The 21,481-nt window shown below is 68.4% G+C and carries 17 protein-coding genes; 14 read left to right on the top strand and 3 right to left on the bottom strand.

Going from position 1 to position 21,481, the window contains the following annotated elements; translation table 11 throughout:
* Positions 1 to 29 precede the first annotated feature (29 nt).
* The 4 genes from DFI_RS09290 (at position 30) to DFI_RS09305 (ending at position 5,474) form a co-directional block, all read left to right on the top strand.
* Positions 30 to 761, top strand: coding sequence for a GntR family transcriptional regulator (locus DFI_RS09290; RefSeq protein WP_043777996.1), 732 nt, complete (start codon positions 30 to 32; stop codon positions 759 to 761).
* Positions 755 to 1,687 carry a proline dehydrogenase family protein gene (locus tag DFI_RS09295; protein ID WP_027462899.1) on the top strand — a complete coding sequence of 311 codons (933 nt, stop codon included), beginning with the start codon at positions 755 to 757 and terminating at the stop codon, positions 1,685 to 1,687. The genes DFI_RS09290 and DFI_RS09295 overlap by 7 nt, the downstream gene beginning before the upstream one ends.
* Positions 1,688 to 1,764: 77 nt before the next feature.
* Positions 1,765 to 3,336: an L-glutamate gamma-semialdehyde dehydrogenase gene (gene pruA / locus DFI_RS09300; RefSeq protein WP_027462900.1), complete on the top strand. Its 1,572-nt coding sequence runs from the start codon at positions 1,765 to 1,767 to the stop codon at positions 3,334 to 3,336.
* Between the two features lie 401 nt (positions 3,337 to 3,737).
* Entirely contained in the window at positions 3,738 to 5,474 is a 1,737-nt protein-coding gene (locus DFI_RS09305; protein ID WP_027462901.1) for a S8 family serine peptidase, read from the top strand.
* 128 nt (positions 5,475 to 5,602) lie between these two features.
* On the opposite strand, the gene DFI_RS09310 is transcribed toward DFI_RS09305, so the two are convergent.
* On the bottom strand, positions 5,603 to 6,139 hold the full coding sequence (locus DFI_RS09310) for a phosphoribosyltransferase family protein (protein WP_022801570.1): 537 nt from the start codon (positions 6,137 to 6,139) through the stop codon (positions 5,603 to 5,605).
* 123 nt (positions 6,140 to 6,262) lie between these two features.
* Between DFI_RS09310 and DFI_RS09315 the strand changes: the two genes are divergently transcribed.
* Positions 6,263 to 6,718 (top strand): DUF4395 domain-containing protein, encoded by a 456-nt coding sequence (locus DFI_RS09315; RefSeq protein WP_043778002.1) that lies wholly within the window; start codon positions 6,263 to 6,265, stop codon positions 6,716 to 6,718.
* 73 nt (positions 6,719 to 6,791) lie between these two features.
* Positions 6,792 to 7,874: an Atu2307/SP_0267 family LLM class monooxygenase gene (locus tag DFI_RS09320; protein ID WP_027462903.1), complete on the top strand. Its 1,083-nt coding sequence runs from the start codon at positions 6,792 to 6,794 to the stop codon at positions 7,872 to 7,874.
* Between the two features lie 7 nt (positions 7,875 to 7,881).
* Here DFI_RS09320 and DFI_RS09325 read toward each other — a convergent pair whose 3' ends face one another.
* Positions 7,882 to 9,261, bottom strand: a complete 1,380-nt coding sequence (locus DFI_RS09325) for an MATE family efflux transporter (RefSeq protein WP_027462904.1) — start codon at positions 9,259 to 9,261, stop codon at positions 7,882 to 7,884.
* 203 nt (positions 9,262 to 9,464) lie between these two features.
* On the opposite strand from DFI_RS09325, the gene lysS reads away from it, so the two are divergent.
* From lysS to DFI_RS09365, 8 genes are all read left to right on the top strand, one after another.
* A complete protein-coding gene (gene lysS / locus DFI_RS09330; protein ID WP_043778004.1) occupies positions 9,465 to 10,637 on the top strand; it encodes a homocitrate synthase in 1,173 nt (390 codons plus the stop codon).
* Between the two features lie 57 nt (positions 10,638 to 10,694).
* Positions 10,695 to 11,507: a PhzF family phenazine biosynthesis protein gene (locus DFI_RS09335; RefSeq protein ID WP_043778078.1), complete on the top strand. Its 813-nt coding sequence runs from the start codon at positions 10,695 to 10,697 to the stop codon at positions 11,505 to 11,507.
* Positions 11,504 to 12,709 (top strand): benzoate/H(+) symporter BenE family transporter, encoded by a 1,206-nt coding sequence (locus DFI_RS09340; RefSeq protein WP_051307735.1) that lies wholly within the window; start codon positions 11,504 to 11,506, stop codon positions 12,707 to 12,709. Before DFI_RS09335 ends, DFI_RS09340 begins: the two co-directional genes overlap by 4 nt.
* A gap of 60 nt (positions 12,710 to 12,769) precedes the next feature.
* Complete coding sequence (rlmN, locus tag DFI_RS09345; protein ID WP_027462908.1) at positions 12,770 to 13,801, top strand: dual-specificity RNA methyltransferase RlmN; 1,032 nt, start codon at positions 12,770 to 12,772, stop codon at positions 13,799 to 13,801.
* A gap of 126 nt (positions 13,802 to 13,927) precedes the next feature.
* Positions 13,928 to 15,583 (top strand): tetratricopeptide repeat protein, encoded by a 1,656-nt coding sequence (locus DFI_RS09350; protein ID WP_027462909.1) that lies wholly within the window; start codon positions 13,928 to 13,930, stop codon positions 15,581 to 15,583.
* 24 nt (positions 15,584 to 15,607) lie between these two features.
* On the top strand, positions 15,608 to 16,714 hold the full coding sequence (locus tag DFI_RS09355) for an SPOR domain-containing protein (RefSeq protein ID WP_051307739.1): 1,107 nt from the start codon (positions 15,608 to 15,610) through the stop codon (positions 16,712 to 16,714).
* A complete protein-coding gene (locus DFI_RS09360; RefSeq protein WP_022801560.1) occupies positions 16,714 to 17,436 on the top strand; it encodes a redox-sensing transcriptional repressor Rex in 723 nt (240 codons plus the stop codon). Before DFI_RS09355 ends, DFI_RS09360 begins: the two co-directional genes overlap by 1 nt.
* A 2-nt stretch (positions 17,437 to 17,438) precedes the next feature.
* Positions 17,439 to 19,349, top strand: a complete 1,911-nt coding sequence (locus DFI_RS09365) for a hypothetical protein (protein ID WP_043778006.1) — start codon at positions 17,439 to 17,441, stop codon at positions 19,347 to 19,349.
* A gap of 217 nt (positions 19,350 to 19,566) precedes the next feature.
* On the opposite strand, the gene cpdB is transcribed toward DFI_RS09365, so the two are convergent.
* The gene (gene cpdB / locus DFI_RS09370; protein WP_043778081.1) at positions 19,567 to 21,435 is read right to left on the bottom strand and encodes a 2',3'-cyclic-nucleotide 2'-phosphodiesterase; all 1,869 of its coding nucleotides are present in this window, start codon (positions 21,433 to 21,435) and stop codon (positions 19,567 to 19,569) included.
* Positions 21,436 to 21,481: the final 46 nt, after the last annotated feature.

A 21,481-nucleotide genomic window follows, 5' to 3' on the forward strand; every position in this document is an offset into this window, starting at 1 on the left:
ACCCAGATAAAATTGTATACAATATCCACATGAGCCGTTTCGAGCGCCCCAGCCTGATCCGCGAGGGCGTCTACCACCACCTGCACCGCGCCATCCTGGACGGTGACTTCATGCCCGGCGAACGCCTGGGCGAGGTGGAACTCGGCGAGAAACTGGGCGTGTCCCGCACCCCCATCCGCGAGGCCCTGCTGCGCCTCACGCAGGAAGGGCTCCTGACCGCCGAGGCGAACAAGGGCGTGCGCGTGCGCACCGTCAGCGCAGACGAGGCCCGCGACACCTACACCGTCCGCGCCGAACTGGACGCCCTGGCCGCCGCCCTGGCCGCCACGCACCACACCCCCGACGACGCCCGCGCCCTGCACGCCGCCCTGCACGACCTGAACCGCAGCGGCAGCGACGACTACCGCGACCAGACCCGCCTGGACCTCGCCTTCCACCGCCGCATCGCCCAGGCCGCCCACAACGCGCCCCTCACTGACCTCTCCCGCGACCTAGAACACCGCATCGCGCTCATCAAGCACCAGACCCGTACCTACAACGCCCACCCGGACACCCAGGCGCAGCACGAGGCGATCCTTCAGGCCGTGCTGAACCGCGACCCGGACGCCGCCCGCGCCGCCGCGCGGGAACACGTGCAGACCTTCGCCGCCCTGGTCCTGAGTGACCTGGACCGCGCCGAGCCCCACGCCACCAGCCCACCCGGGGCGCCGCCCCCCGCCCGCCCCGTTCCCGCCCCCACTCCAGGAGAGACAGAATGTTAGATCAGGTGTACCGCAAGGCCGTGCTGACCGTCACCGGCAACCCGAACGTGGAAAAGATCGTCCGCGCGCGCGGCAAGGGCCTCGTGAAACGCTTCGTCGCCAGCGAGGACATTCCCGGCGTGCTGCGCGCCGCCAAGGAACTCGAACAGGACGGCATCGGCGCCATCCTTGATCAGCTCGGCGAGTTCATCGACTCCCCCGAACAGTGCAACGAGTTTGCCCAGCAGGTCCTGGACCTGATCGAGCAGGCGCACGCGCAGGGCGTCGAACCGTACGTGAGCATCAAGCTCTCCAGCGTCGGTCAGGGCAAGACCGTGAACGGCGAGGACCTCGGCCTCACCAACGCCCGCCGCATCATCCGCAAGGCGAGCGAGTACGGCGGGTTCGTGTGCCTGGACATGGAAGACCACCCCCTCGTGGACCTCACCCTCGCGCAGTTCCGCACCCTGGTCGGCGAGTTCGGCAACAAGGCCGTGGGCACCGTGCTGCAGTCCTACCTGTTCCGCAGCCTGAAAGACCGCGACAGCCTGGACGACCTGCAACCCAACATCCGCATGGTGAAGGGCGCCTACCTGGAACCCGAAACCGTCGCCTACAAGGACAAGGCCGACGTGGACGCCAACTACCGCCGCCTCGTGTACCAGCACATGAAAGCCGGGAACTACACGAACGTCGCCACGCATGACGAGAAGATCATCGACGACGTCAAGCACTTCGCCCTCATTCACGACATTCCCCGCGACCAGTTCGAGTTCCAGATGCTGTACGGCATCCGCCGCGACCTGCAGAAGGACCTCGCCCTGCAGGGCTACCGCGTGCGCACGTACATCGCCTACGGCCCCGCGTGGTACCCGTACTTCACCCGCCGCATCGCCGAAACGCCCCGCAACGCCCTGTTCATCGTCAAGGGCATGCTCAAGGGCTGAGCCGATTTGAGCGGAGCAGTTCCACCCATGACCTCAAGTGGCCGCGTTGCCATGCGGCCTTTTCAAGGAGATCAACCATGATTCGAGTTCAGGAATACCGTCCGCAGGCGTTTACCAATTTCACGAAGGAGGAGAACGTCAAGGCGTACCAGGAGGCGCTGGCGAAGGTCCGGCAGGAGATCGTCGGGAAGCATTACCCGCTGATCATCGATGGGCAGAAGGTGGACACGGCCGAGCGCATGGTGTCGCTGAACCCGTGTGATACGGACGAGGTGGTGGGCACCACGGCCGCCGCGACGAAGGAGCACGTGGATCAGGCGATCGCGGGCGCTTGGAAGGCGTTCGAGAGCTGGAAGAAGTGGGACATGGACGCCCGGGCCCGCATCCTGCTGAAGGCCAGCGCGATCCTGAAGCGCCGCCGTCTGGAGGCGTGCGCGATCATGAGCATCGAGGCCGGGAAGAACTACGCGGAAGCGGACGTGGAGGTGGCGGAAGCCATCGACTTCCTGGAGTACTACGCCCGGAGCGCGATGAAGTACGCGCACTTCGGCAGCGCGGAAACCACGTGGTTCGAGGGTGAGGAAAACGGCCTGATGTGGATTCCGCTGGGCGTGGGCGTGAGCATCAGCCCGTGGAACTTCCCGGCGGCGATCTTCCTGGGCATGCTGGCCGCGCCGATCGTGGTGGGCAACTGTATGGTGGTCAAGCCGGCGGACAACGCGGGCGTGATCGCCGGGTTCATCGCGGACATCATGCTGGAGGCGGGTCTGCCGGCGGGCGTGCTGCAGTTCCTGCCGGGGCACGGCAGTGAGATCGGGGATGCCATGACCGGGCACCCGAAGACGCGGTTCATCACGTTCACGGGGAGCGTGCCGGTGGGCCTGCGCATTCACGAGGTGGCGGCGAAGGTGCAGCCCGGGCAGAAGTGGATCAAGCGCACGGTGATGGAACTGGGCGGCAAGGACGCCCTGATCGTGGACGAGACGGCCGACATCGAGAACGCGGTGACGAGCGCGGTGCAGAGTGCGTTCGGGTTCAACGGGCAGAAGTGCAGCGCGATGAGCCGCCTGATCGTGGTGGACGACGTGTACGACGAGGTGGTCGGGAAGGTCGTGGAGCGCGCGGGCAAGCTGACCATGGGCACCGGTGAGGAGAACGCGAACGTCACGGCCGTGATCAGCCAGAAGGCGTTCAAGTCCATCAGCGAGTACCAGAAGGTCGGTGCTGGCGAGGGCAAGGTGCTGCTGGGCGGCGAGGCTCCCGGCGAGCACAACGGGAAGAAGGGCAACTACATCCAGCCGACCATCATCGGGGATGTGGACCGGAACGCGCGCATCTCGCAGGAGGAGATTTTCGGGCCGGTGGTGGCGGTGTTCCGCGCCAAGGACTGGCAGGACGCGCTGGACATCGCCAACAGCACCGTGTACGGCCTGACGGGCGGGGTGTGCAGTAACAGCCGGGAGCGTCTGGAGGAGGCGCGGGAGAAGTTCGAGGTGGGGAACCTGTACTTCAACCGCAAGATCACCGGGGCGATCGTGGGTGTGCAGCCGTTCGGCGGGTACAACATGAGCGGCACGGACAGCAAGGCGGGCGGCCCGGACTACCTGTCGAACTTCATGCAGCTGAAGACGGTCACTGAGCGCTGGTAAGCGGCCGCACGTCGCAGAAGGCCAGGGTGGCGCACCCTGGCTTTTTTCGTGACGCAGATTGGCAGAAGATTGAAAAAGGCAATCAGTTTAGCGTGGGGTGGTGGGGCATGCACGCGAATGTGACCAGGACAAAATGTGCAAATCATTGCCTTTTGCAGCCCAGACGCAGAAACAGGGGATTTTCAACAATTTTTACATCTGTCTAGACAAGAAGGCGAGAAGCCCTTCTGTAGCGCCCTAGGATTCGCCACAGCTTCCAACCCGAACGGATCGCCTCTCCCCTCCCCGACACCCTCCCCGGGGCGTTCCTGGCCGCATTGTCCCCAGCCCTGACCGGCCGGGCGACGTCCCTTCCTGCACCCCCGCTTTCCCTGGCCCAGCGCCGCCCACCCGGAGGATTCATGAAGCACACCCGCACCCTGATCGCCGCCACCCTGGCCCTCACCCTCGCGTCCTGCGGTCAGCAGCCCACCGCGCCCGTCGCCGCGCTGCCCACCCCCGGCGCAGACAGCCAGGCCGAGGTGATCCCCGGCGCGTACCTGGTCGGCTTCAAGCAGGACGCCCTGAGCGCCCAGAACCTCACCGAGCAGGCCGCCATGCAGGCCCAGGCGATCACTGCCGCCGGCGGCATCATGACCAGCCAGTGGGCGGACATCAGCGCCGCCGCCGTCAAACTGGACGCCAGCGCCCTGGCGAAACTGCAGGGCAACCCCATGGTCGAGTACGTGGAACCCGACCTCGTCCGCCACGCGCTGGGCTTCAAGAGCGGCGTGACCGACGCGGCCGCCAGCCGCCCCGCCCTGAGCAGCCAGGGCCTCAGCGCCCAGGCGCTGTACACCGCCAGCGGTGAGACCACCTGGGGCGACAACGCCCTGCGCGTGCCTGAACTTCAGGCGAAAAACTACACGGGTGCGGGCGTGGCCGTGTGCATCGGCGACACCGGCATCGACGGCAACCATCCTGAGTTCCAGCGCAAGCTCAAGGGCTTCAAGAACTTCACCGGTGAGCTCAACCGTGACAGCGCCTACGCCCTGAACGACCTGTCCCACCACGGCACGCACGTAGCCGGCACCGTCTTCGCGCAGTACGGCTCGGGCACCGGCGCGAGCGGCCTGCAGAGCGGCATGGACCCCAACGGCGTGGGCGGCGTGGCGACGGGCGCGAACCTGTACATGGCCCGCGTGCTGGGCGACACCGGCTCCGGCAGCAGCAGCGCCATCATCAACGGCGTGAACTGGTGCGCCGCGCAGCTCCAGAGCCAGGGCGGCACCGAAGCGAAGGTCGTCATCAGCCTGAGCCTCGGCGGCGGCCGGGCCAGCAAGACCGAGCAGCGCGCCTACACCAGCGTCTGGCAGAAGGGCGCCCTGACCATCGCCGCCACCGGCAACGACGGCGCGGCCGTGTCCTACCCCGCCGCGTACACCGAAGTGGTCGGGATCGGCGCCGTGGACAGCAACCTCACCAAGGCGGACTTCAGTAACTTCGGCACGCAGGTGGACCTCGTCGGCCCCGGCGTGGACGTGATCAGCAGCGTGCCGCTGGGCCAGGGCACCCGCGCGCTGGCCTCCGGCGGCGGCGTGAACTTCAGTGACGTGCAGGCGGCCGACCTGACCGGCAAGGGCACCGTGAACGGCACCATCGTCGCGGGCGGCGGCACGAACAACGAGTTCTGCGGCGTGGGTGCCCGCAACAGCGCCCTGAGCGGCAACATCGCCCTGATCAGCCGCGGCACCTGCTCCTTCGAGGAGAAGGTCGCCAACGCTGTCGGCAGCGGCGCCACGGCCGTCATGATCTACAACAACGCGGCCGGCTCCCTCGGCATGAGCCTCACCAACCAGTACAACGTGCCGGTCGTGGGTCTCCTCCAGGCCGACGGGCAGGCCCTGCTGGGCAAACTCCCCACCACCGGGAGCGTCACCGTGGGCGCCGCCGACTACGAGTCCTACAACGGCACCAGCATGGCCACCCCGCACGTGAGCGCCGCCGCAGCCGTGGTGTGGGCCGCCAAGCCCACCCTGACCAACACCCAGTTGCTGAACCTGCTGACGAACACCGCCAAGGACCTGGGCACCGCCGGCAAGGACAACAACTTCGGCTACGGCCTGGTGGACCCCTACAAGGCCATCACCGGACTGTAAGCCCTGACTCCCGGCTGAACTGAAGCGCGCCGCCTCCGGCTGGGGGCGGCGTTCTCATGTATCCGGGCTGTGACAGGCAAAGGGGAAGGGCCGCCCGGTAGAAATGGGCGGCCCTTGATGATCTGAATTCAGCTGTTCTTGAAGAGGGGAAGGTGGCCAAGCGCGGTGACCTCGGGGCGTTCGTCGCCCTCGGTGAACACGGCGAGAATCGCGGCGACTTCCCCGCCGACTTCCTCGATGATCTGGCGCAGGGAGTGCAGGGTACCGCCGCTGGACACGACGTCGTCCACGATGGCGACCTTGTGGCCCTTGACCTTGCTGACATCGAAGCCGTCGAGGACGAGCAGCTGCGGTTTGCCGGTGGTGATGCTGACCACCTCGCGCATGACCGGCTCGACCATGTAGGGCTTCTGGGTCTTGCGGATCACGATGTACGGCTTGCCGCTTTCCCGGCTGATGACGTGCGCCAGGGACAGGGCCTTGACCTCGGGGGTGACGAGCACGTTGACGTCGGCGGGGAGCCGGGCGGCGAGGGCCTTGCCGGCAGCCTCGGTGACTTCGGTGTCGCCCAGCATGTTGAACAGGGCGACGCTGACGGTGTCGGAGACGGGGACGATGGGCAGGTCGCGGGTGACACCGCCCACCTGAACTTGATGCGTGTTCACGGCGCCCATGGTAGCCCCTGCGCGGCCCGGTCGGTGGGGTGTGGGTAGGGGGAGGTGGGTGGACCGGGCGCACGTAGACAAGTTGAGTTGTTTTATCCACTTTAGGCCGCTAGCCTGTTCCCCATGACTGCCCTGCCCTCCTCCCCGCGGGTGGCGCCCCGCACCGACCAGAGCGCCCTGCGTTTCAACGCCATCACCGTGGTGTTCGTGACCCTGCTGGCCGTGATCCTCACGCTTCCCGCCCTGAGCCTCGCCCTCGGCGCGGCCATGCTGCTGGGCGCCGTGGTGCCTGAATTCTCTCCCCTGCGCGCCGCGTACCGCCGCCTGGGCCCGGCGCTCGGCCTGCACCCGGACGTGGTGGACGAGGACCCCCGCGCGCACCACTTCGCGCAGGGCGTGGGCGGCAGCTTCCTGCTGGCCTCAGGCCTTGCGACGCTGGGCGGCCTGACCGTCCTGGGCGCCGCGCTGGGCCTGATCGTGATCGCGCTGGCCGCCCTGAACCTCACGCAACGCATCTGCGTGGGCTGCCTGATGTACTTCCAGTTCCGCCGCCTGCGCTACGTCCTGCTGCACCGCTGAGCGGCGCCGCCTGCCCTGCCGGGCTCCCCTCTCAGACCGTTTAACGTCAAAGGGATGGGGGTAGACTCGGCCCATGACGCCCTCCCCCACCCCGCACTTTGAGCTGGGCATCGCCAGCTTCGGCGACTTCACCCCCGACCCCGCCACCGGCGCGCAGGTCAGCCCACAACAGCGCATGAAGGACCTGCTGGAGGAGATCGAACTGGCCGACCAGGTGGGCCTGGACGTGTTCGCGTTGGGCGAGCACCACCGCCCGGACTACCTGATCTCCAGCCCCGCCACCGTGCTGGCCGCCGCCGCTACCCTCACGAAGAATGTCCGCCTCAGCAGTGCCGTGACGGTCCTGAGCACCGACGACCCGGTCCGGGTGTTCCAGCAGTTCGCCACGCTGGACCTGATCAGCGGCGGCCGCGCCGAGATCATGGCCGGGCGGGGGTCGTTCAGCGAATCCTTCCCGCTGTTCATGGGGGATGCCCCCATTGATTACGACGGCCTGTTCCGGGAGCGGCTGGACCTGCTGCTGACCCTGCGGGAGCACACGCACGTCACCTGGAAAGGCCAGACCCGCCCGTCCCTGCACGGCGAGGGCGTGTATCCCCGGCCCCTGCAGGACCCGCTGCCGGTATGGCTCGCCATCGGCGGCACGCCCAACAGCGCCCGGCGCGCCGGCACGCTGGGCCTGCCACTGGCCCTGGCGATCATCGGCGGGCTGCCCGAACAGTTCCGCGGGCTGATCGACCTGTACCGCGCGTCCGGGCAGGCGGCCGGGTTCGGCCCGGACCGCCTGAAGGTCAGCATCAACAGCCACGGCCTGATCGCCGACGATTCCCGCGTGGCTGCCGACACCATGTTCCCGGTCCACAAGGCGGTGTTCGAGAAGCTGGGCCAGGAGCGCGGCTGGCGCAACGCCGTGACGCGCGACGCGTTCGAACGGGACCGCAGCCTGCGCGGCGCGTACTTCACCGGCGACCCGCAGGAAGTCGCCGACAAGATCCTCTACCAGCACGAGGTGTTCGGGCACGACCGCTTCACCCTTCAGAACGGCGGGGGCACGCTGCCGCACGCGGTCGTGATGCGGTCCATCGAGCTGCTGGGCACGCAGGTCGCCCCGGTCGTCCGGGCGGAAATCGCGCGGAGAACCGGGGCGGCGGAGTAACCCCTGGTCAGTGCGCCGCGACGGTGACCGGCTGGCCCTGCTGTTCCTGGGCCAGCCGCTCCCAGTTCACGCGGCGGCGGCGCCACTCGAACACGAGCACCTTGGCGATCTCCTCCAGGATGCGGGCCAGGAACACGCCCCACACGCCCAGCGGCGTGTACAGGCCCAGCCAGATCGCCAGCGGCAGCCCCACGATCAGTGCGCCGATCACGTCGCCGATGATGACGCCCTGCGCGTCCCCGGCGCTGGGGAGAATGCCGCCGCCCACGATCATGTTCCGGACCTTGAAGATCTGCGCGGCCGCGGTGATCAGCACGCCCAGCACGGCGATGTGCTGCACCTCCGGGCCAACCTTCGGGAACACCAGGGGAATGACCAGGCTGCTCAGGGCGAACAGCGCGCCGAAGAGCAGCGCCGTGAGCAGCCCCGCGCGCGTCAGGCGGTCAATCCAGGTACGGGCCGCCTGGGCGTCCCCCGCGCCGAGGCTCTGACCGATGAACACGGTGGCCGCGCTCATCAGGCCGAAGCTGCCGACGATGAAGATGCCCTCCAGCGTGCCCACGATCTGGCTGGCGGCGAGCGCCTCGGTGCCCACGCGGGCGTACACGGCGGCGTACAGGAAGCCGCCCAGCGTCCACACGAACTCCGTGAAGGCCAGCGGGGCGCTGAGGGTGACGAGCGGCCCGGTCAGGGCACCCCACTCGTCGCCGCGGGGCAGTTCGAAGTGCACCAGCCGCCGCGCGCCGTATAGCTGCCAGGCCAGGTGCACGGCCTTGTACACGTTGGCGGCCACGACCGCCCAGGCCGCGCCGATCAGGCCCAGTTCCGGGAAGGGACCGGCGCCGAACACCAGGCCGTACGCGAGGATCGCCTCCAGCACCACGCTGATCACGGTGGCGACCAGAGGCGTGCGGGCGTGCCCGAGGCTGCGCAGCGCGCCGCTGAACACCCACCCGAGCAGGCCGGGCACCAGGGCCAGCATGAACACCTGCATGTAGGGCGTGGCGGCCGCAGTGACGTCCGGGGCGCCGCCCGCGAGGCGCAGCAGGGTGCCGGCGCCGGTCACGATGGGCACGGTGAGGACCGCGCCGAGCAGCGTGGCGAGCAGGGCCGCGGCGGCCAGGGCGTGATTGATACCGCGCCGGTCGTTCGCGCCGGAGCGGCGGGCGATGAGGATGCTGGTGCCAGACCCGATGGCGCCCAGCGTGACGAAGAACATGAAGCTCAGGCTGCCGCTGAGGCCCACGGCGGCGACCGACACGGCGCCCAGGGTGCCGACGATGATCTGGTTGATGAAGCTGAGCAGCAGCTGGATGACCATTTCCAGGCTGACGGGCACGGCTATCTTCGCGATTTCCCGGTTAGGGTTGAGGGGGGCGCCTGGCATACGGCGTCAGAGTAGTGGAGGCGCGGGGGCGGGACGTCCGCCATGTGGCGCATGCCTGGGCAGGTCCGCGCGCGGGTGACAGGTGCCGGCAGGGAACCGCAGGACATTGAATCGACCACTTGAGTTTTCAATTGCAAAATATCCAGACTTCTTTCTTGACATTCAATAAGTCGGGCGCAGAGAATGCAGGCAGGTACTTCCCCATGACCCAGGACGCCACGCCCGCCCCCCTGATCCCCGCCACCAGCTGGGCGATCATCGACTCCACCCTCCGCGAGGGCGAACAGTTCGCCCGGGGCAACTTCAAACGCGACGACAAGATCGAGATCGCCCGGGCCCTCGACGCGTTCGGCGTGGAATTCATCGAAGTGACCACCCCCATGGTCAGCCAGCAGACCCACGACGACATCCGCCGCCTGACCAGCCTGGGCCTGCGCAGCAGGTTCCTCACCCACGTCCGCTGCACCATGGAAGACGTGCAGCGCGCCGCGGACACCGGCGTGCACGGCCTGGACCTGCTGTTCGGCACCAGCAGCTTCCTGCGCGAATTCAGCCACGGCAAGAGCATCCCGCAGATCATCACCGCCGCCGAAAAGGTCATCGGGTGGCTGCGCCACCACCACCCGGGGCTACAACTGCGCTTCAGCGCCGAGGACACCTTCCGCAGCGAGGAAACCGACCTGATGGCCGTGTACCGCGCCGTGTCCGACATGGGCGTGCACCGCGTCGGCCTGGCCGACACGGTGGGCGTCGCCACGCCCCGGCAGGTGTACGCCCTGGTCCGCGAGGTCCGCAAGGTGATCGCGCCCGACTGCGGCATCGAATTCCACGGGCACAACGACACCGGCTGCGCGGTGAGCAATGCCTACGAGGCCGTGGAGGCCGGCGCCACCCACATCGACACCACCATTCTCGGCATCGGCGAACGCAACGGCATCACGCCCCTGGGCGGCTTCCTGGCGCGCATGTTCACCTTCGACCCGCAGGGTCTGATGGACAAGTACCAGCTGCCCCTGCTGCCCGAACTGGACAACATGATCGCCCGGATGGTCGGCCTGCCCATCCCCTGGAACAACTACCTGACCGGCGAGTTCGCGTACAACCACAAGGCCGGCATGCACCTCAAGGCCATCTACCTCAACCCCGGCGCGTACGAGGTGATCCCCCCGGAACTGTTCGGCGTGGGCCGCAGCATCCAGGCGGCCAGCAAGATCACCGGCAAGCACGCCATCGCCTTCCGCGCCCGCGAACTGGGCCTGCACTACGGCGAGGACGCCCTCCGGCGCGTCACCGACCACATCAAGGCCCTGGCCGAGGACGGCGACCTGGACGACGCGCACCTGGAACAGGTCCTGCGCGAATGGGTCAGCGCTTAACCCGGCAGTCAGGCAGGGGGACGCCCGGTCCGGGCTGAGCGTGTTGAAATGGCGGGCATGACGTCCGACGCGCCGCCCGCCGTGTTCATGACCTTCTCCCCCGCGGGCGGGGGCGGGGGGAAACCGGTGGCGGTGTTCGCAGGCGGCCACGGGGACCCTGCAGCGCGGGCCGCATCGGCCGGGGCGCCGCTGTCGGTGTTCGTGACCGCGCAGGACGACCTGAACGTGCACCTGGAGCTGTTCACGCCGCAGGGGCGCCGGGGCAGTTCGGATTCCGGGGCGCTGGCGGCCCTGGTCTTCCTGCAGGAGCGCGGCGGCATGGGGGACGCGCTGAGCGTGCACATGGGCGGCGAGGAGTTCAGCGCGCAGTGGTGCACGGGGGAATGGTCACTGCTGCAGGGCACCGCGACGGTGCACGAGGTTGAGGCCGACCTGTCCCCGCTGGGGCTGCTGGCGCGTCCGGCGTGGGTGGCGTCGGCCGGCCGGCCGAACCTGGTGGTTCAGCTGCCGGACCTGGAGGCCCTGACGGCCTTCCGGCCGGATGCGGAGGCGATCAGGGCCGTGAACCGGGCCACCGGCACGACCGGCCTGGTGCTGTTCACGCCGGGCGGCACGGGCCGCGCGGACGTGAGCCTGCGGTGTTTCGGGCCGTTGAAGGGCTTTCTGGAGGACGCGGCGAGCAGCAACATGTTCGCGTGCCTGACCGGGGTGCTGTGTGCGGGCGCCTTCCTGGAGGCCGGCGTGCAGATCATCCGGGGCGCGCAGGTGATGCCCGGGCGGCCGGCGCGGCTGACGGCGCAGTTCACGCCCGTGCCGGGCGGGGCGGAGGCGGTGTGGGTGGGCGGCCCGGTCGCGCGGGTCGGCGGGTGACCGCGCCGGCGGGGGCGGCGCCCGCGTCCCTGGCGGTCCTGCGGCGGGACGTGTCGGTGTCGGCGGTGCTGGCGGGCGTGATCGCGATTGTGGTGAGCGTGGCGAGCAGCATCGGGCTGCTGGTGCAGGCTGCGCAGGACTTTGACCTCACACCGGTGCAGGCGGCGAGCTGGCTGACGGCGTCGTACCTGGCGATCGGGGTGGGCACGCTGGCGCTGTCGTGGCGGTTCCGGGCGCCGGTGCTGCTGGCGTGGAGCACGCCGGGGCTGGCGGTGATCGCGGGCGTGGCCGCAAGCGGGCAGGCGAGTTTCCCGGAGGTGCTGGGCGCGTGCGTCGTGAGTGCGGCGGTGATGACGGTGCTCGGCGTGACCGGCGCGTTCGGGGCGGTCACGGCCCGCATTCCGCCGGCGCTGGCGAACGCTCTGCTGGCCGGGGTGCTGCTGCCATTCGTGCTGGGTGCCTTCCGGGCGCTGCCGGTGGCCCCGGTGGCGGTGGGCGGGATGATCGTGGTGTTCCTGCTGGGGCGGCTTTTCTTTCCGCGCTGGGCGGTGCCGGCGGTGCTGCTGGTGGGTGCGCTGCTGTCCGTCCTGACCGGGCAGGTGGGCGGCCTGACGGGCGGCGGGCCGGGCACGCTGGCGTTTCAGGACGTGTCGCTGAACCTGGGGCGGGTGCTGGCCCTGGCGCTGCCGCTGACGGTGCTCACGCTGGCGTCGCAGCAGCTGCCGGGCGTGGCGGTGTTGCGGGCGTGCGGGTTCGGGCGGGTGCCGACCAGTCCGCTGATCACCTGGACGGGCGTGCTGAGCCTGCTGTCCGCGCCGTTCGGGGCGCACACCACGAACCTCGCGGCGATCACGGCCGCCATCGCCGCGAACGCCGAGGCGCACCCGGACGAGGACCGGCGCTGGGTGGCGTGCGTGAGTGCGGGCGTGCTGTACCTGCTGCTGGCGGCGGGGGCGGGGTGGGTGCTGGGCGCGGTGGGGGCCATTCCGGCGCCGGTGATCGCGGCGCTGGCGGGCCTGTCGCTGGTCGGCACGACCCTGAGCAGCCTCACGGCCGCCCTGCACGACGAGCGCACCCGGGAGGCCGCGCTGCTGACCCTGGCGGTGACGGCGAGTGGCGTGACGTTCCTCGGTGTAGGGAGCGCCGTGTGGGGCCTCGCGGCGGGCGGGGTGCTGGCCTGGGCGGCGCGCACGCGGGCGTAAGCGCCCGGGCTGTGACGCGGATTCCCACGGCGTGCGTGCCGAGCCCCTAGACTGCCGGGCATGGAGCTTTTGCTTGACCTTCACCCCGACGCGTACCCCCTGGACGGCTTCCGCCGCCGTCAGCTGCTGGACTGGGTGTACGGGCAGGGCGTGGGGGAGTTCGCGGCCATGACGAACCTGCCGGCCGCCGCCCGCGCCGATCTGAGCGGGCAGTACACCCTGAACCCCTTCCGGGACATCGAGACGGTCCGCAGCGCGGACGGCAGCGTGAAGTACCTGTTCACGCTGATGGACGGCCGGCAGATGGAAGCGGTGTACATGCCGTACCTGGACCGCAAGACGATCTGCGTGAGCACCATGGTGGGCTGCCCGGCCCGCTGCGCCTTCTGCGCCACCGGGAAGATGGGCTTCGGCCGGAACCTGACGCCGGGCGAGATCGTGGGGCAGGTGCTGGCCGTCGCGGGCGGCGAGGACATCGCCCCGCGCGAGATCCGCAACCTGGTGTTCATGGGCATGGGGGAAGCCATGCTGAACTACGACAACACCATGCAGGCCGCCCGGATCCTGCTGCACCCGGAGGCGCTGGGCATGAGCAGGCGCCGCGTGACGCTCTCCACGGTGGGCATCGCCAAGGGCATCCGCCGCCTGGCGGAGGAGGACGACCTGGGCATCAAGCTGGCCATCAGCCTGCACGCCCCGGACGAGGAGACCCGCCAGCGGATCATCCCGACCGGCGCGGCGAACAGCATCGAGGAGATCATGCAGGCCGCCCGCGAGTACCAGGCGGTCACCGGCCGGCGCATCACCATGGAGTACACCATGCTGCGCGGCCTGAACGACGCGCTGTGGCAGGCGGACCTGCTGGCCGAGCGGCTGCGCGGGCTGGTGAGTCACGTGAACCTGATTCCCATGAACCCCTGGGACGGCTCGGGGTTCGAGAGCAGCACCGAGGCGCAGATCCAGGCGTTCTACGACCGGCTGGAGGCGCGCGGGGTCGACGTCAGCGTGCGGCGGTCCCGCGGGAAGGATGCTGGCGCGGCGTGCGGGCAGCTAGCGCTGAAGCGCCCGCAGGCGGTGAGCGGCGTCGCCTGAACTGAGAAGCTGAATGGCCGTGGTGGCCGCGTCCTTTCGGGGAACGCGGCCACGTTCATGAGTGAGAGATTCGGCAGACATGAATGGTAGGCTGAGAGCGGTTCCGCACCCCCCAGGAGGCCCAACGTGATTCACTCCAGTCGCACACTCTTTCTCGGCCTGATGCTCGGCCTGAGCGCCGCGTCCGGGCAGACCATGATCGACACCACGGCCGCCGTGGGCATTCAGGGCACCCTCAACCAGATCGGCACGCCCAACCTGACTGGCGCAGTGCAAAGCGCCCAGGGCGCCGCCGCCACCGTCCAGGCCCAGAACAATGCCACCGCTGCCATGATCGCCCAGACCACCCCGGCCGCCCCCGGCGCGAAGGTCACGGTGGCCGTCACGCCGCTCACCGCGGCGCAGCAGGCCCTGCTGGAACAGGCCCGCGCCGCGTACCGCGCCGGGAACCTCCCGCTGGCCCGCACCCGCTTCGAGACGCTGATCGCCCAGAACTTCACGAACCCCGAACCGCACTTCGGGCTGGCGCTCGTCCTGTACGCCCAGAATGACCTGAAGGGCGCCGCGTTCGAGCTCGGGCAGTTCATGACCATGGCCCCCGACCGCTTCGAGGGCCCGTACAACATGGGCGTGCTCGCCACCCGCCAGGGCGACCACGACGGCGCCCTGAAGTGGTACGCCGAAGCCGCCCGGCTCCTCGGCGACGGCGCCAACCCGCAGGCCCGCCGGCAGGTGCTGGACGCCCTGGCCGCCGAGCAGGCCTTCAAGAAGGACTACGCCGCGCTGACCACCACGCTGGAGAGCCTTGCGGCCCTGGCGCCCAACGACAACGCCGTGCAGTTCCGCCTGGCGCAGGCCCTGACCCTCTCCGGGCGTGGCGCGACCGCCCTGCCCGGCCTGTACGCGCTGATGAACCGCGTGCCGAACGACCCGGCCGTACCGCAGCTGATCGCCGACATCTACGTCATGCAGGGCCTCCCGGACCGCGCCGTGCGCGAACTGGACAGCGCCCTGCCCCGCATGAGCAGCGGCACGGCCCGCAGCGGGCTGCTGCTGCACAAGGCCGGGCTGCTCGCCGCCAGCGGAAACGCCGCCGGCGCCGTGGCCGCCGCCCGGGACGCGACCCGCGCCGACAGCCGCAACGCCGCCGCATTCGCCCGCCTCGCCGAGTACCTGCTCGCCCGCGGGGACCGCAAGGGCGCCCAGGACGCCGCGCTCAGCGCCGTGCGCCTCAACCCGCAGGACGCCCGCGCCCGCGCGACCCTGGGCAGCATCCGCCTGGGCCTGGGCCTGTACGACGCCGCCCGCAACGACGCCGCCCTGGTCCTGACCCTCAAACCCGACACGGTCACCCACGCCCAGGCGCTGTACATCCAGGGCGTGGCCGCGTACCAGACCAAGGCGTACGCGCAGGCCCGCGCGGCCCTCCAGGCCAGCCTGGCCCGGCAGGCCAGCGCCGACACTGCCCTGTGGCTGGGCCTCACCGCCTACGCCCAGAAGGACTACGCCGCCGCCATCGACGCCCTCACCCAGAGCGTGAAGTTCAGCCCCACCGCGAACGCCCGGCAGAACCTCGCGTCCGCGCTGCTGGCCGGCGCCCGCTACGCCGAAGCCGAAGCGATCCTGAAGGGCCTCGTGCAGGAACAGGCGAAAAATGCCGAGGCGTGGTACCTGCTCGGCCTCAGCCAGCGCGCCCAGGGCCGCGAGGCCGACGCCCGCGTGTCCCTCCGCACGGCCGCCGGCCTGGGCAACACCCGCGCCCGTGACGCCCTGAAATCCTGACCTCCGGCGCCCGAGACTGACACCATGACAACCACCAAAACCACCCCCAAGAAACCCCCCGCCCCCCGTGGCCGCGCCGCCGGCCGCCGCTGGCCCGACCTGATGATCGGCGCGCTGGTCCTGCTGCTGCTCGGCGGCTTCGGCACCCTTCTCCTGCGCAAGGAGCCTGCGCCCGCCGCCGTGGTCGCGCAGACACCGCCCACCATCCCCAGCGCGCCCGGCTCCGACCTGAGCACCCCGGACGCCGAGGCTGCTGCCCCCGTCCAGCCGGTCCCCGAAGCGCCGGAAAGCGAGGCTCCGGCCGCGGCTGAACCGGAGCCGGCCCCGGCCCCCGCTCCCGAAGCGGCCGCGCCGGCCAGCACACCCGTGACCGAAACGCCCGCTCCCACACCGGCACCCGCCGAGGCGCCTGCCCCGGCCGCAACGCAGCCCACCACCACCATCACCCCTCCGGTGAGCGTGACGCCCCCCGCGGCCGAGGTGCCCAGCGCCGAGACCCTGCCTGAAACGCCGGCCCCCGCCGAACCGGCCGTGCCCAGCGTGCCCCCGCGCGCGGGCGGCGCCGTGGCGACCAGCGAGAGCCGCGTGCCGCTGCGCAGCGACTACCGCATCAGCCTGGGCAGCTTCCCCAGCGAGGCCGCCGTCCGCTCCCGCACCGCCGCCGTCGCCGGGCTCGGGTACACCGTCTACCCCATCAACGTCGGCAGCGGCTTCGTGGCGCAGGTCGGTCCCTTCGCCGACGAGACCGCCGCCCGCGAGGCCCTCACGGACATCCAGCGGGCCCTGCCCGGCGCGCTCGTGTACCCGCCCCGCGGTGTCAGCGCCACCCAGGGCAGCGCCGCGCCCAGCCCGGCCACGCCGGCCGCCCCCGCCACCGAGACCACCACGCCCGCCCCGGCTCCGGCCGCCACCGCCGACACGCCCACCTACCTGCAGGTCGGGGCCTTCGACCGGGTGGAAAGCGCCCAGGCCCTCGTGCAGCAGCTGCGTGACCTCGGCTACGACCCGAACGTGAACGCCCCTGAAGGCCGCAAGGTCACCGTGTCTGTCGGCCCCTACACCGGCGACGCCCTGACCCGCACCGAATCGCGCCTCACCGAGAACGGCCTGGACCACTTCCGAGTGCGCTGATGTCCGACGTGCCCACCGCCGCCATCAGCCGCCTCGTCACCTACCTCCGCATCCTCGAAGGCCTGGAGCGCGACGCTGAAGGCAAACCCCCCACCGACCCCGCCCACTGGGTCAAGAGCGGCGCGCTCGCCGCGCACGCCGGCGTCACCGCCTTCCAGGTGCGCAAGGACCTGAACTACTTCGGACGGCTCGGCACGCGCGGCACCGGGTACAACGTGCACGTCCTGCGCCGCGAACTCCTGCGCGTCCTCGGCCTGAACCAGACCTGGAACGTCGTGATCGTCGGCCTCGGACGGCTCGGGCAGGCCATCACCAACTACCCCGGCGCCACCGACTACCAGTTCCAGTACGTGGGCCTCTTCGACACCAACCCCGCCCTGATCGGCACCCGCTTCCATCACCTCACCGTGCAGCACACCGACGAACTCGCCGCGTTCGTGCAGGAGCAGCAGGTGGACATGGGCTTTCTCGCCGTTCCCCCGGAACACGCCCAGGAGGCCGCTCAGGCGCTTGCAAGCGCCGGGGTGAAAGGCATCCTGAATTTTGCCCCCGTCGTCATTCAACCCAGAACATTAGAACGTAACGGAATACATGAACTTTCTGAAGAATGGCGTGGTGTAATCGTGGAGAATGTCGACTTCCTCGCCGGAATGAAACGTCTCACCTTTTACATCCGCAACCCCCCCCTGAAGGACGCCACCACCCCGGAGGACACCGAATGAAGATGAAAAAGCTCCTGCTGCTCACCCTGCCCCTCATCGTCACCGCCTGCACATCCGGTGACGGGGGCTTCGGCGCCTCCGTAGTGAACGTCACCGCCAGCCCCGACCAGATCGTGACCGTCAACAGCACCACCACCACCGGCACCACGAACTACACCTTCACCAACAAGGCCGGCAGCAGCGCCACCACCATCAACACCGCCACCCTCAGCTGGAAAGACACCACCGGCGCCACCCGCACCGAAACGGTCGCCATCCCCGGGTTCACCCTGCCCGCCGGCTTTACCTGCGCCGCCGCCGGCGCCGACCCCTACGCTCAGTGCAACTACAACGACGCCGGCACCACTGCCGGCGACCGCAGCGTCACCCGCGCCATCAACGACGCCGAACTGTTCGCGAAAGTCTTCACCGCCAACCAGAGCGTCACCGCCCTCCCTGTCACCGTGCAGTTCAACAGCACGGCCAACGCCCTGAACTTCACCTTCAACTCCGCCAATACAACCGGCGGTGGGGAAGGCGACCCAGCCGAGACAGCACCAGCCCCGCTGCTCACGGTCAACACCACGGGAACCCAGCCTTACAGCGGCAATCTCAGTGTCAGCATCTCTGGGAACTTCGCCGTGACCAGCACCGTCAAGACCCTTGTACTGCAAGTGACCGACAACAAGGGCAACATCGACAACACCACCTACACCAGCACCAACCCCAGCGCCACCTTCAGCATCGACACCTCCAAGTACCCGGATGGCGCCCTCACCCTGCGCGCCATTGCCATCACTGCCAGTGGTCTGACGGGCACCAGCGCCCCTCAGACTGTGCAGATTCAGAACGTCTCCGCGCCTGTCATGCAGATTCTTAGCCCGGATTCGGGAGCCACGCTGACTGGCCCCAGCACGGTGCGCGTGCAGATCCGCCAGTCCACCAGTACCTTCACGTTGGCTGACCTGGACGGTGCCGGCAATGATGTTCGCATTGACGTGCGTGACTTCCGTGGGCAGATCGTGAAAACGACCTACGGCCAGGCCATCAAAGTCAGCGACGGAATCTATGAGGCATTCATTCCTCTTGATCTGATTGGCTCGGACTTTTCTAGCAACGCCTACACCATTACTGCCACCGCGCAGGCAACCCTGAATGACGGTACCAGCCGCAACTTGAATGCCAACACGTCCGTGAGTACCCAGGTGAGCGACAACAAGCCTCCTGCACTGAGCATCATCATGCCGGCGTACATCACTGATCCCTATGCCAACCTCATTCGCCCCACTATTTCCCGCAACTCGGCATTCATGATTCAAGCCAGCGATGACAACGGCGTGTCCAGCCTTCGTGTGGACTTTGTGTGTGACCCAGCGACTGCGCTCGCAAATCAGCAGTGCCCTGTGGCGCCCTATACCTATAACATCCCCGTTGGTAAGGGCGGCGTCATTCAGCGAGTCTTCGACATTGGGGCTCTGATGGACGGACAGCCTTACATTCAGAATGGCAACTACACTATGCGCATCACTGCCTATGACGGCGCCAACGCCAACATTCAGGAGATGCCTGTTCAGATATCCCGTGACATTCAGAATGAATCCATCGCCGGCCTGAGCAACCAGATGAGCGTGCAGGTTGTGCCTGACTTCACGCCCGGAGCCCTGAACCCAACGGCAGCTACCTGGTCCCTCGTCGGTACACCTACGCATGATGTGCGTGTGGTCACACTGGCATACGACAATACCGTTGTGCTGGCCGAGCCGACCCGCACGAATGTCGCACCAATCGTCCCAGCTGGGACGCCTATCGGCATCACCCAATCCTTCGCGAAGGAAGGAAGCTACGGCATTGCCTTCATTGTTGAGGATCTGGTTACCGGAAACACCCACTTCTACAAGCCAGTATGGGTGGACGTCAAGAAAAATCCGAGCTAAACGAGTTCGTTTCGTTATGGTATGAGTGACACGACGTCCATGCCGTGTCACTCATCTTCTTTTCGTTTCCATCGGACTACCTGGCCGGGTTGGCTGTACTGCCGCTCGGCAGGCCTCGCTTCCTGGAAGGAGAACGCCCCCGCACCTTGTGGGACCCAGGTGCGGGGGCACAACATGGCTAACTATCGGCGCTTAGTGATATCAGCGCTAAATGGTTTCAGTAGGTGATGAGGTATTCGGCGAAGCCGTCTTCGCGGATGCGCAGGAGTTTGGCGCCCTGGGGGAGGCTTTTCTGGGCGGTGGGGCTGCTGATGTAGAGGAGGGTGGCGCCGGGGATGGGGGTGAGTTTCCAGTTGCCGTCGGCGGTGGGGTTCACGGTTTTTTCGGTGGTGAAGTAGCCGATCAGGGCCTGGCGGGTTTCGTCGGGGGCCTGGAGGACGATGTTCTTGCCGTCGAGGCCGGGGAAGCTGCCGCCGCCCGACGCGCGGTAGTTGTTGGTGGCGATGATGAATTTCTGGTTGGGGTCGATGGGTTTACCCTGGTACGTGAGGTTCTTGATGCGGTGGGCGCCGGGGTTGGCGACCTGGCCTTTGCTGTCGTAACGGTTGGGCTGGGTGACGTCGATCTCGTAGCTGACGCCGTCGATGACGTCGAAGTTGTAGGTGGGGAAGCTCTCGTCGACGAGGGCCTGGGGGGCCTTGTTGGTGGGGTCGATCTGTTTGAACTGCCCGGCGCTGCGTTCAAGCCATTCCTGGACCTGGGCGCCAGTGACGAGGACGGCCTGGACGGTGTTGGGGTAGACGTACAGGTCGGCGACATTCTTGATGGCGAGGGTGCCGGCGGGAATGTCGGTGTAGTAGGACGCGCCGGCGCGGCCGCCGGCTTTGAAGGGCGCGGCGGCGGACAGGACGGGAAGGTCCTTGTACTCGGTGGTGCTGAGGGCGGCCTTCACGTAGGCGGTCTGGGCGTTGCTGACGAGCTGGACGCTGGGGTCGTCCTGTACGAGGGCCCAGTAGCTGGTGATGGGGGCGGTGAGGTCGGCGACCTTGCCGCGGACGTAGTTGAGGGTGCCCTGGTGCATGGCCTGGACGGCCTTGGCGACGATGGGGTCGGGGGTGACGGTGTTTTTCTTGGCGGTCTTGTCCCAGATGGGGCGGATGCTGCCGGTGCGGTCGGTGACCTGCCACTTGCCGTTCGTTTTGGTGAGGGTCAGGTCGATGATGCCGAGGTTGTTGCCCCAGAACCCGGGCATGACGACGGCCTTGCCGTTGATGGTGCCTTTGGTGATGTCGGCGCCGGGGATGTCTTTGAAGGTGGCGCTGGGGAATTCGAGGTGGCTGTGACCGGTGAAGATGGCGTCGATGCCGTCGACCTTGCTGAGTTCGGCGCCGGCCTGTTCCTGGCCGGGGGTGTAGGTGCCCTGGTTGATGCCGGTGTGGGCGAGGGCGACGATGACGTCGGCGCCTTTGGCTTTCATCTCGGGGACGAACTTGCGGGCGGACTCGACGATGTCCATGACCTTGACCTTGCCGTCAAGGTGGGCTTTGTCCCAGTTGACGATCTGGGGCGGGGTGAAGCCGATGATGCCGACGTTGACGACGTAGGGGCGGTTCTGGGCGTCGCGGACGATGGTGGGTTTGATGAGGTAGGGGGTGAAGCGGTTGGTGCCGTCCATGTTGAGGACGTTGGCGTTCACGGCGGGGATGGGGCTGCTTTTGAGGACGCGGTCGAGGTAGTCGAGGCCGTAGTTGAATTCGTGGTTGCCGAGCGTCCAGGCGGTGTAGCGCAGGGGGCTCATGGCGGCGAGCATGGGGTGGATCTGGCCGTCGCGCAGGGGCTGGATGCGGGCGGCGTAGTCGCCGAGGGGGTTGCCCTGGATCAGGTCGCCGTTGTCGAAGAGGAGGGTGTTGGGTTTCTCGGTGCGGGCGTTCTTGATGAGGGTGGCGGTGTACTCCAGGCCGAACTCACCGGTGGGTTTGTCCTGGTAGTAGTCGTAGCCGAGCGCGCTGGTGTGCAGGTCGCTGGTTTCCAGGAGGCGCATCTGCACGGTCTGGGCGGAGGCGGCGCCCAGCAGGAGGGCAGCCATCAGGGTGATGTTGTGTTTCACCGCACAAGCATAAGCCTGGGTGTCA

It is taken from the genome of Deinococcus ficus, from assembly GCF_003444775.1.
Lineage (GTDB): Bacteria > Deinococcota > Deinococci > Deinococcales > Deinococcaceae > Deinococcus > Deinococcus ficus.

Bases quoted from the DNA above. Each gene is read 5' to 3' on its own strand.
- rlmN (WP_027462908.1), top strand. From the start codon at position 12,770: ATGGAGCTTTTGCTTGACCTTCACCCCGACGCGTACCCCCTGGACGGC.
- pruA (WP_027462900.1), top strand. From the start codon at position 1,765: ATGATTCGAGTTCAGGAATACCGTCCGCAGGCGTTTACCAATTTCACG.
- lysS (WP_043778004.1), top strand. From the start codon at position 9,465: ATGACCCAGGACGCCACGCCCGCCCCCCTGATCCCCGCCACCAGCTGG.
- DFI_RS09305 (WP_027462901.1), top strand. From the start codon at position 3,738: ATGAAGCACACCCGCACCCTGATCGCCGCCACCCTGGCCCTCACCCTC.
- DFI_RS09365 (WP_043778006.1), top strand. From the start codon at position 17,439: ATGAAAAAGCTCCTGCTGCTCACCCTGCCCCTCATCGTCACCGCCTGC.
- DFI_RS09325 (WP_027462904.1), bottom strand. From the start codon at position 9,261: ATGCCAGGCGCCCCCCTCAACCCTAACCGGGAAATCGCGAAGATAGCC.
- DFI_RS09315 (WP_043778002.1), top strand. From the start codon at position 6,263: ATGACTGCCCTGCCCTCCTCCCCGCGGGTGGCGCCCCGCACCGACCAG.
- DFI_RS09290 (WP_043777996.1), top strand. From the start codon at position 30: ATGAGCCGTTTCGAGCGCCCCAGCCTGATCCGCGAGGGCGTCTACCAC.
- DFI_RS09355 (WP_051307739.1), top strand. From the start codon at position 15,608: ATGACAACCACCAAAACCACCCCCAAGAAACCCCCCGCCCCCCGTGGC.
- DFI_RS09360 (WP_022801560.1), top strand. From the start codon at position 16,714: ATGTCCGACGTGCCCACCGCCGCCATCAGCCGCCTCGTCACCTACCTC.
- cpdB (WP_043778081.1), bottom strand. From the start codon at position 21,435: ATGGCTGCCCTCCTGCTGGGCGCCGCCTCCGCCCAGACCGTGCAGATG.
- DFI_RS09320 (WP_027462903.1), top strand. From the start codon at position 6,792: ATGACGCCCTCCCCCACCCCGCACTTTGAGCTGGGCATCGCCAGCTTC.
- DFI_RS09295 (WP_027462899.1), top strand. From the start codon at position 755: ATGTTAGATCAGGTGTACCGCAAGGCCGTGCTGACCGTCACCGGCAAC.
- DFI_RS09335 (WP_043778078.1), top strand. From the start codon at position 10,695: ATGACGTCCGACGCGCCGCCCGCCGTGTTCATGACCTTCTCCCCCGCG.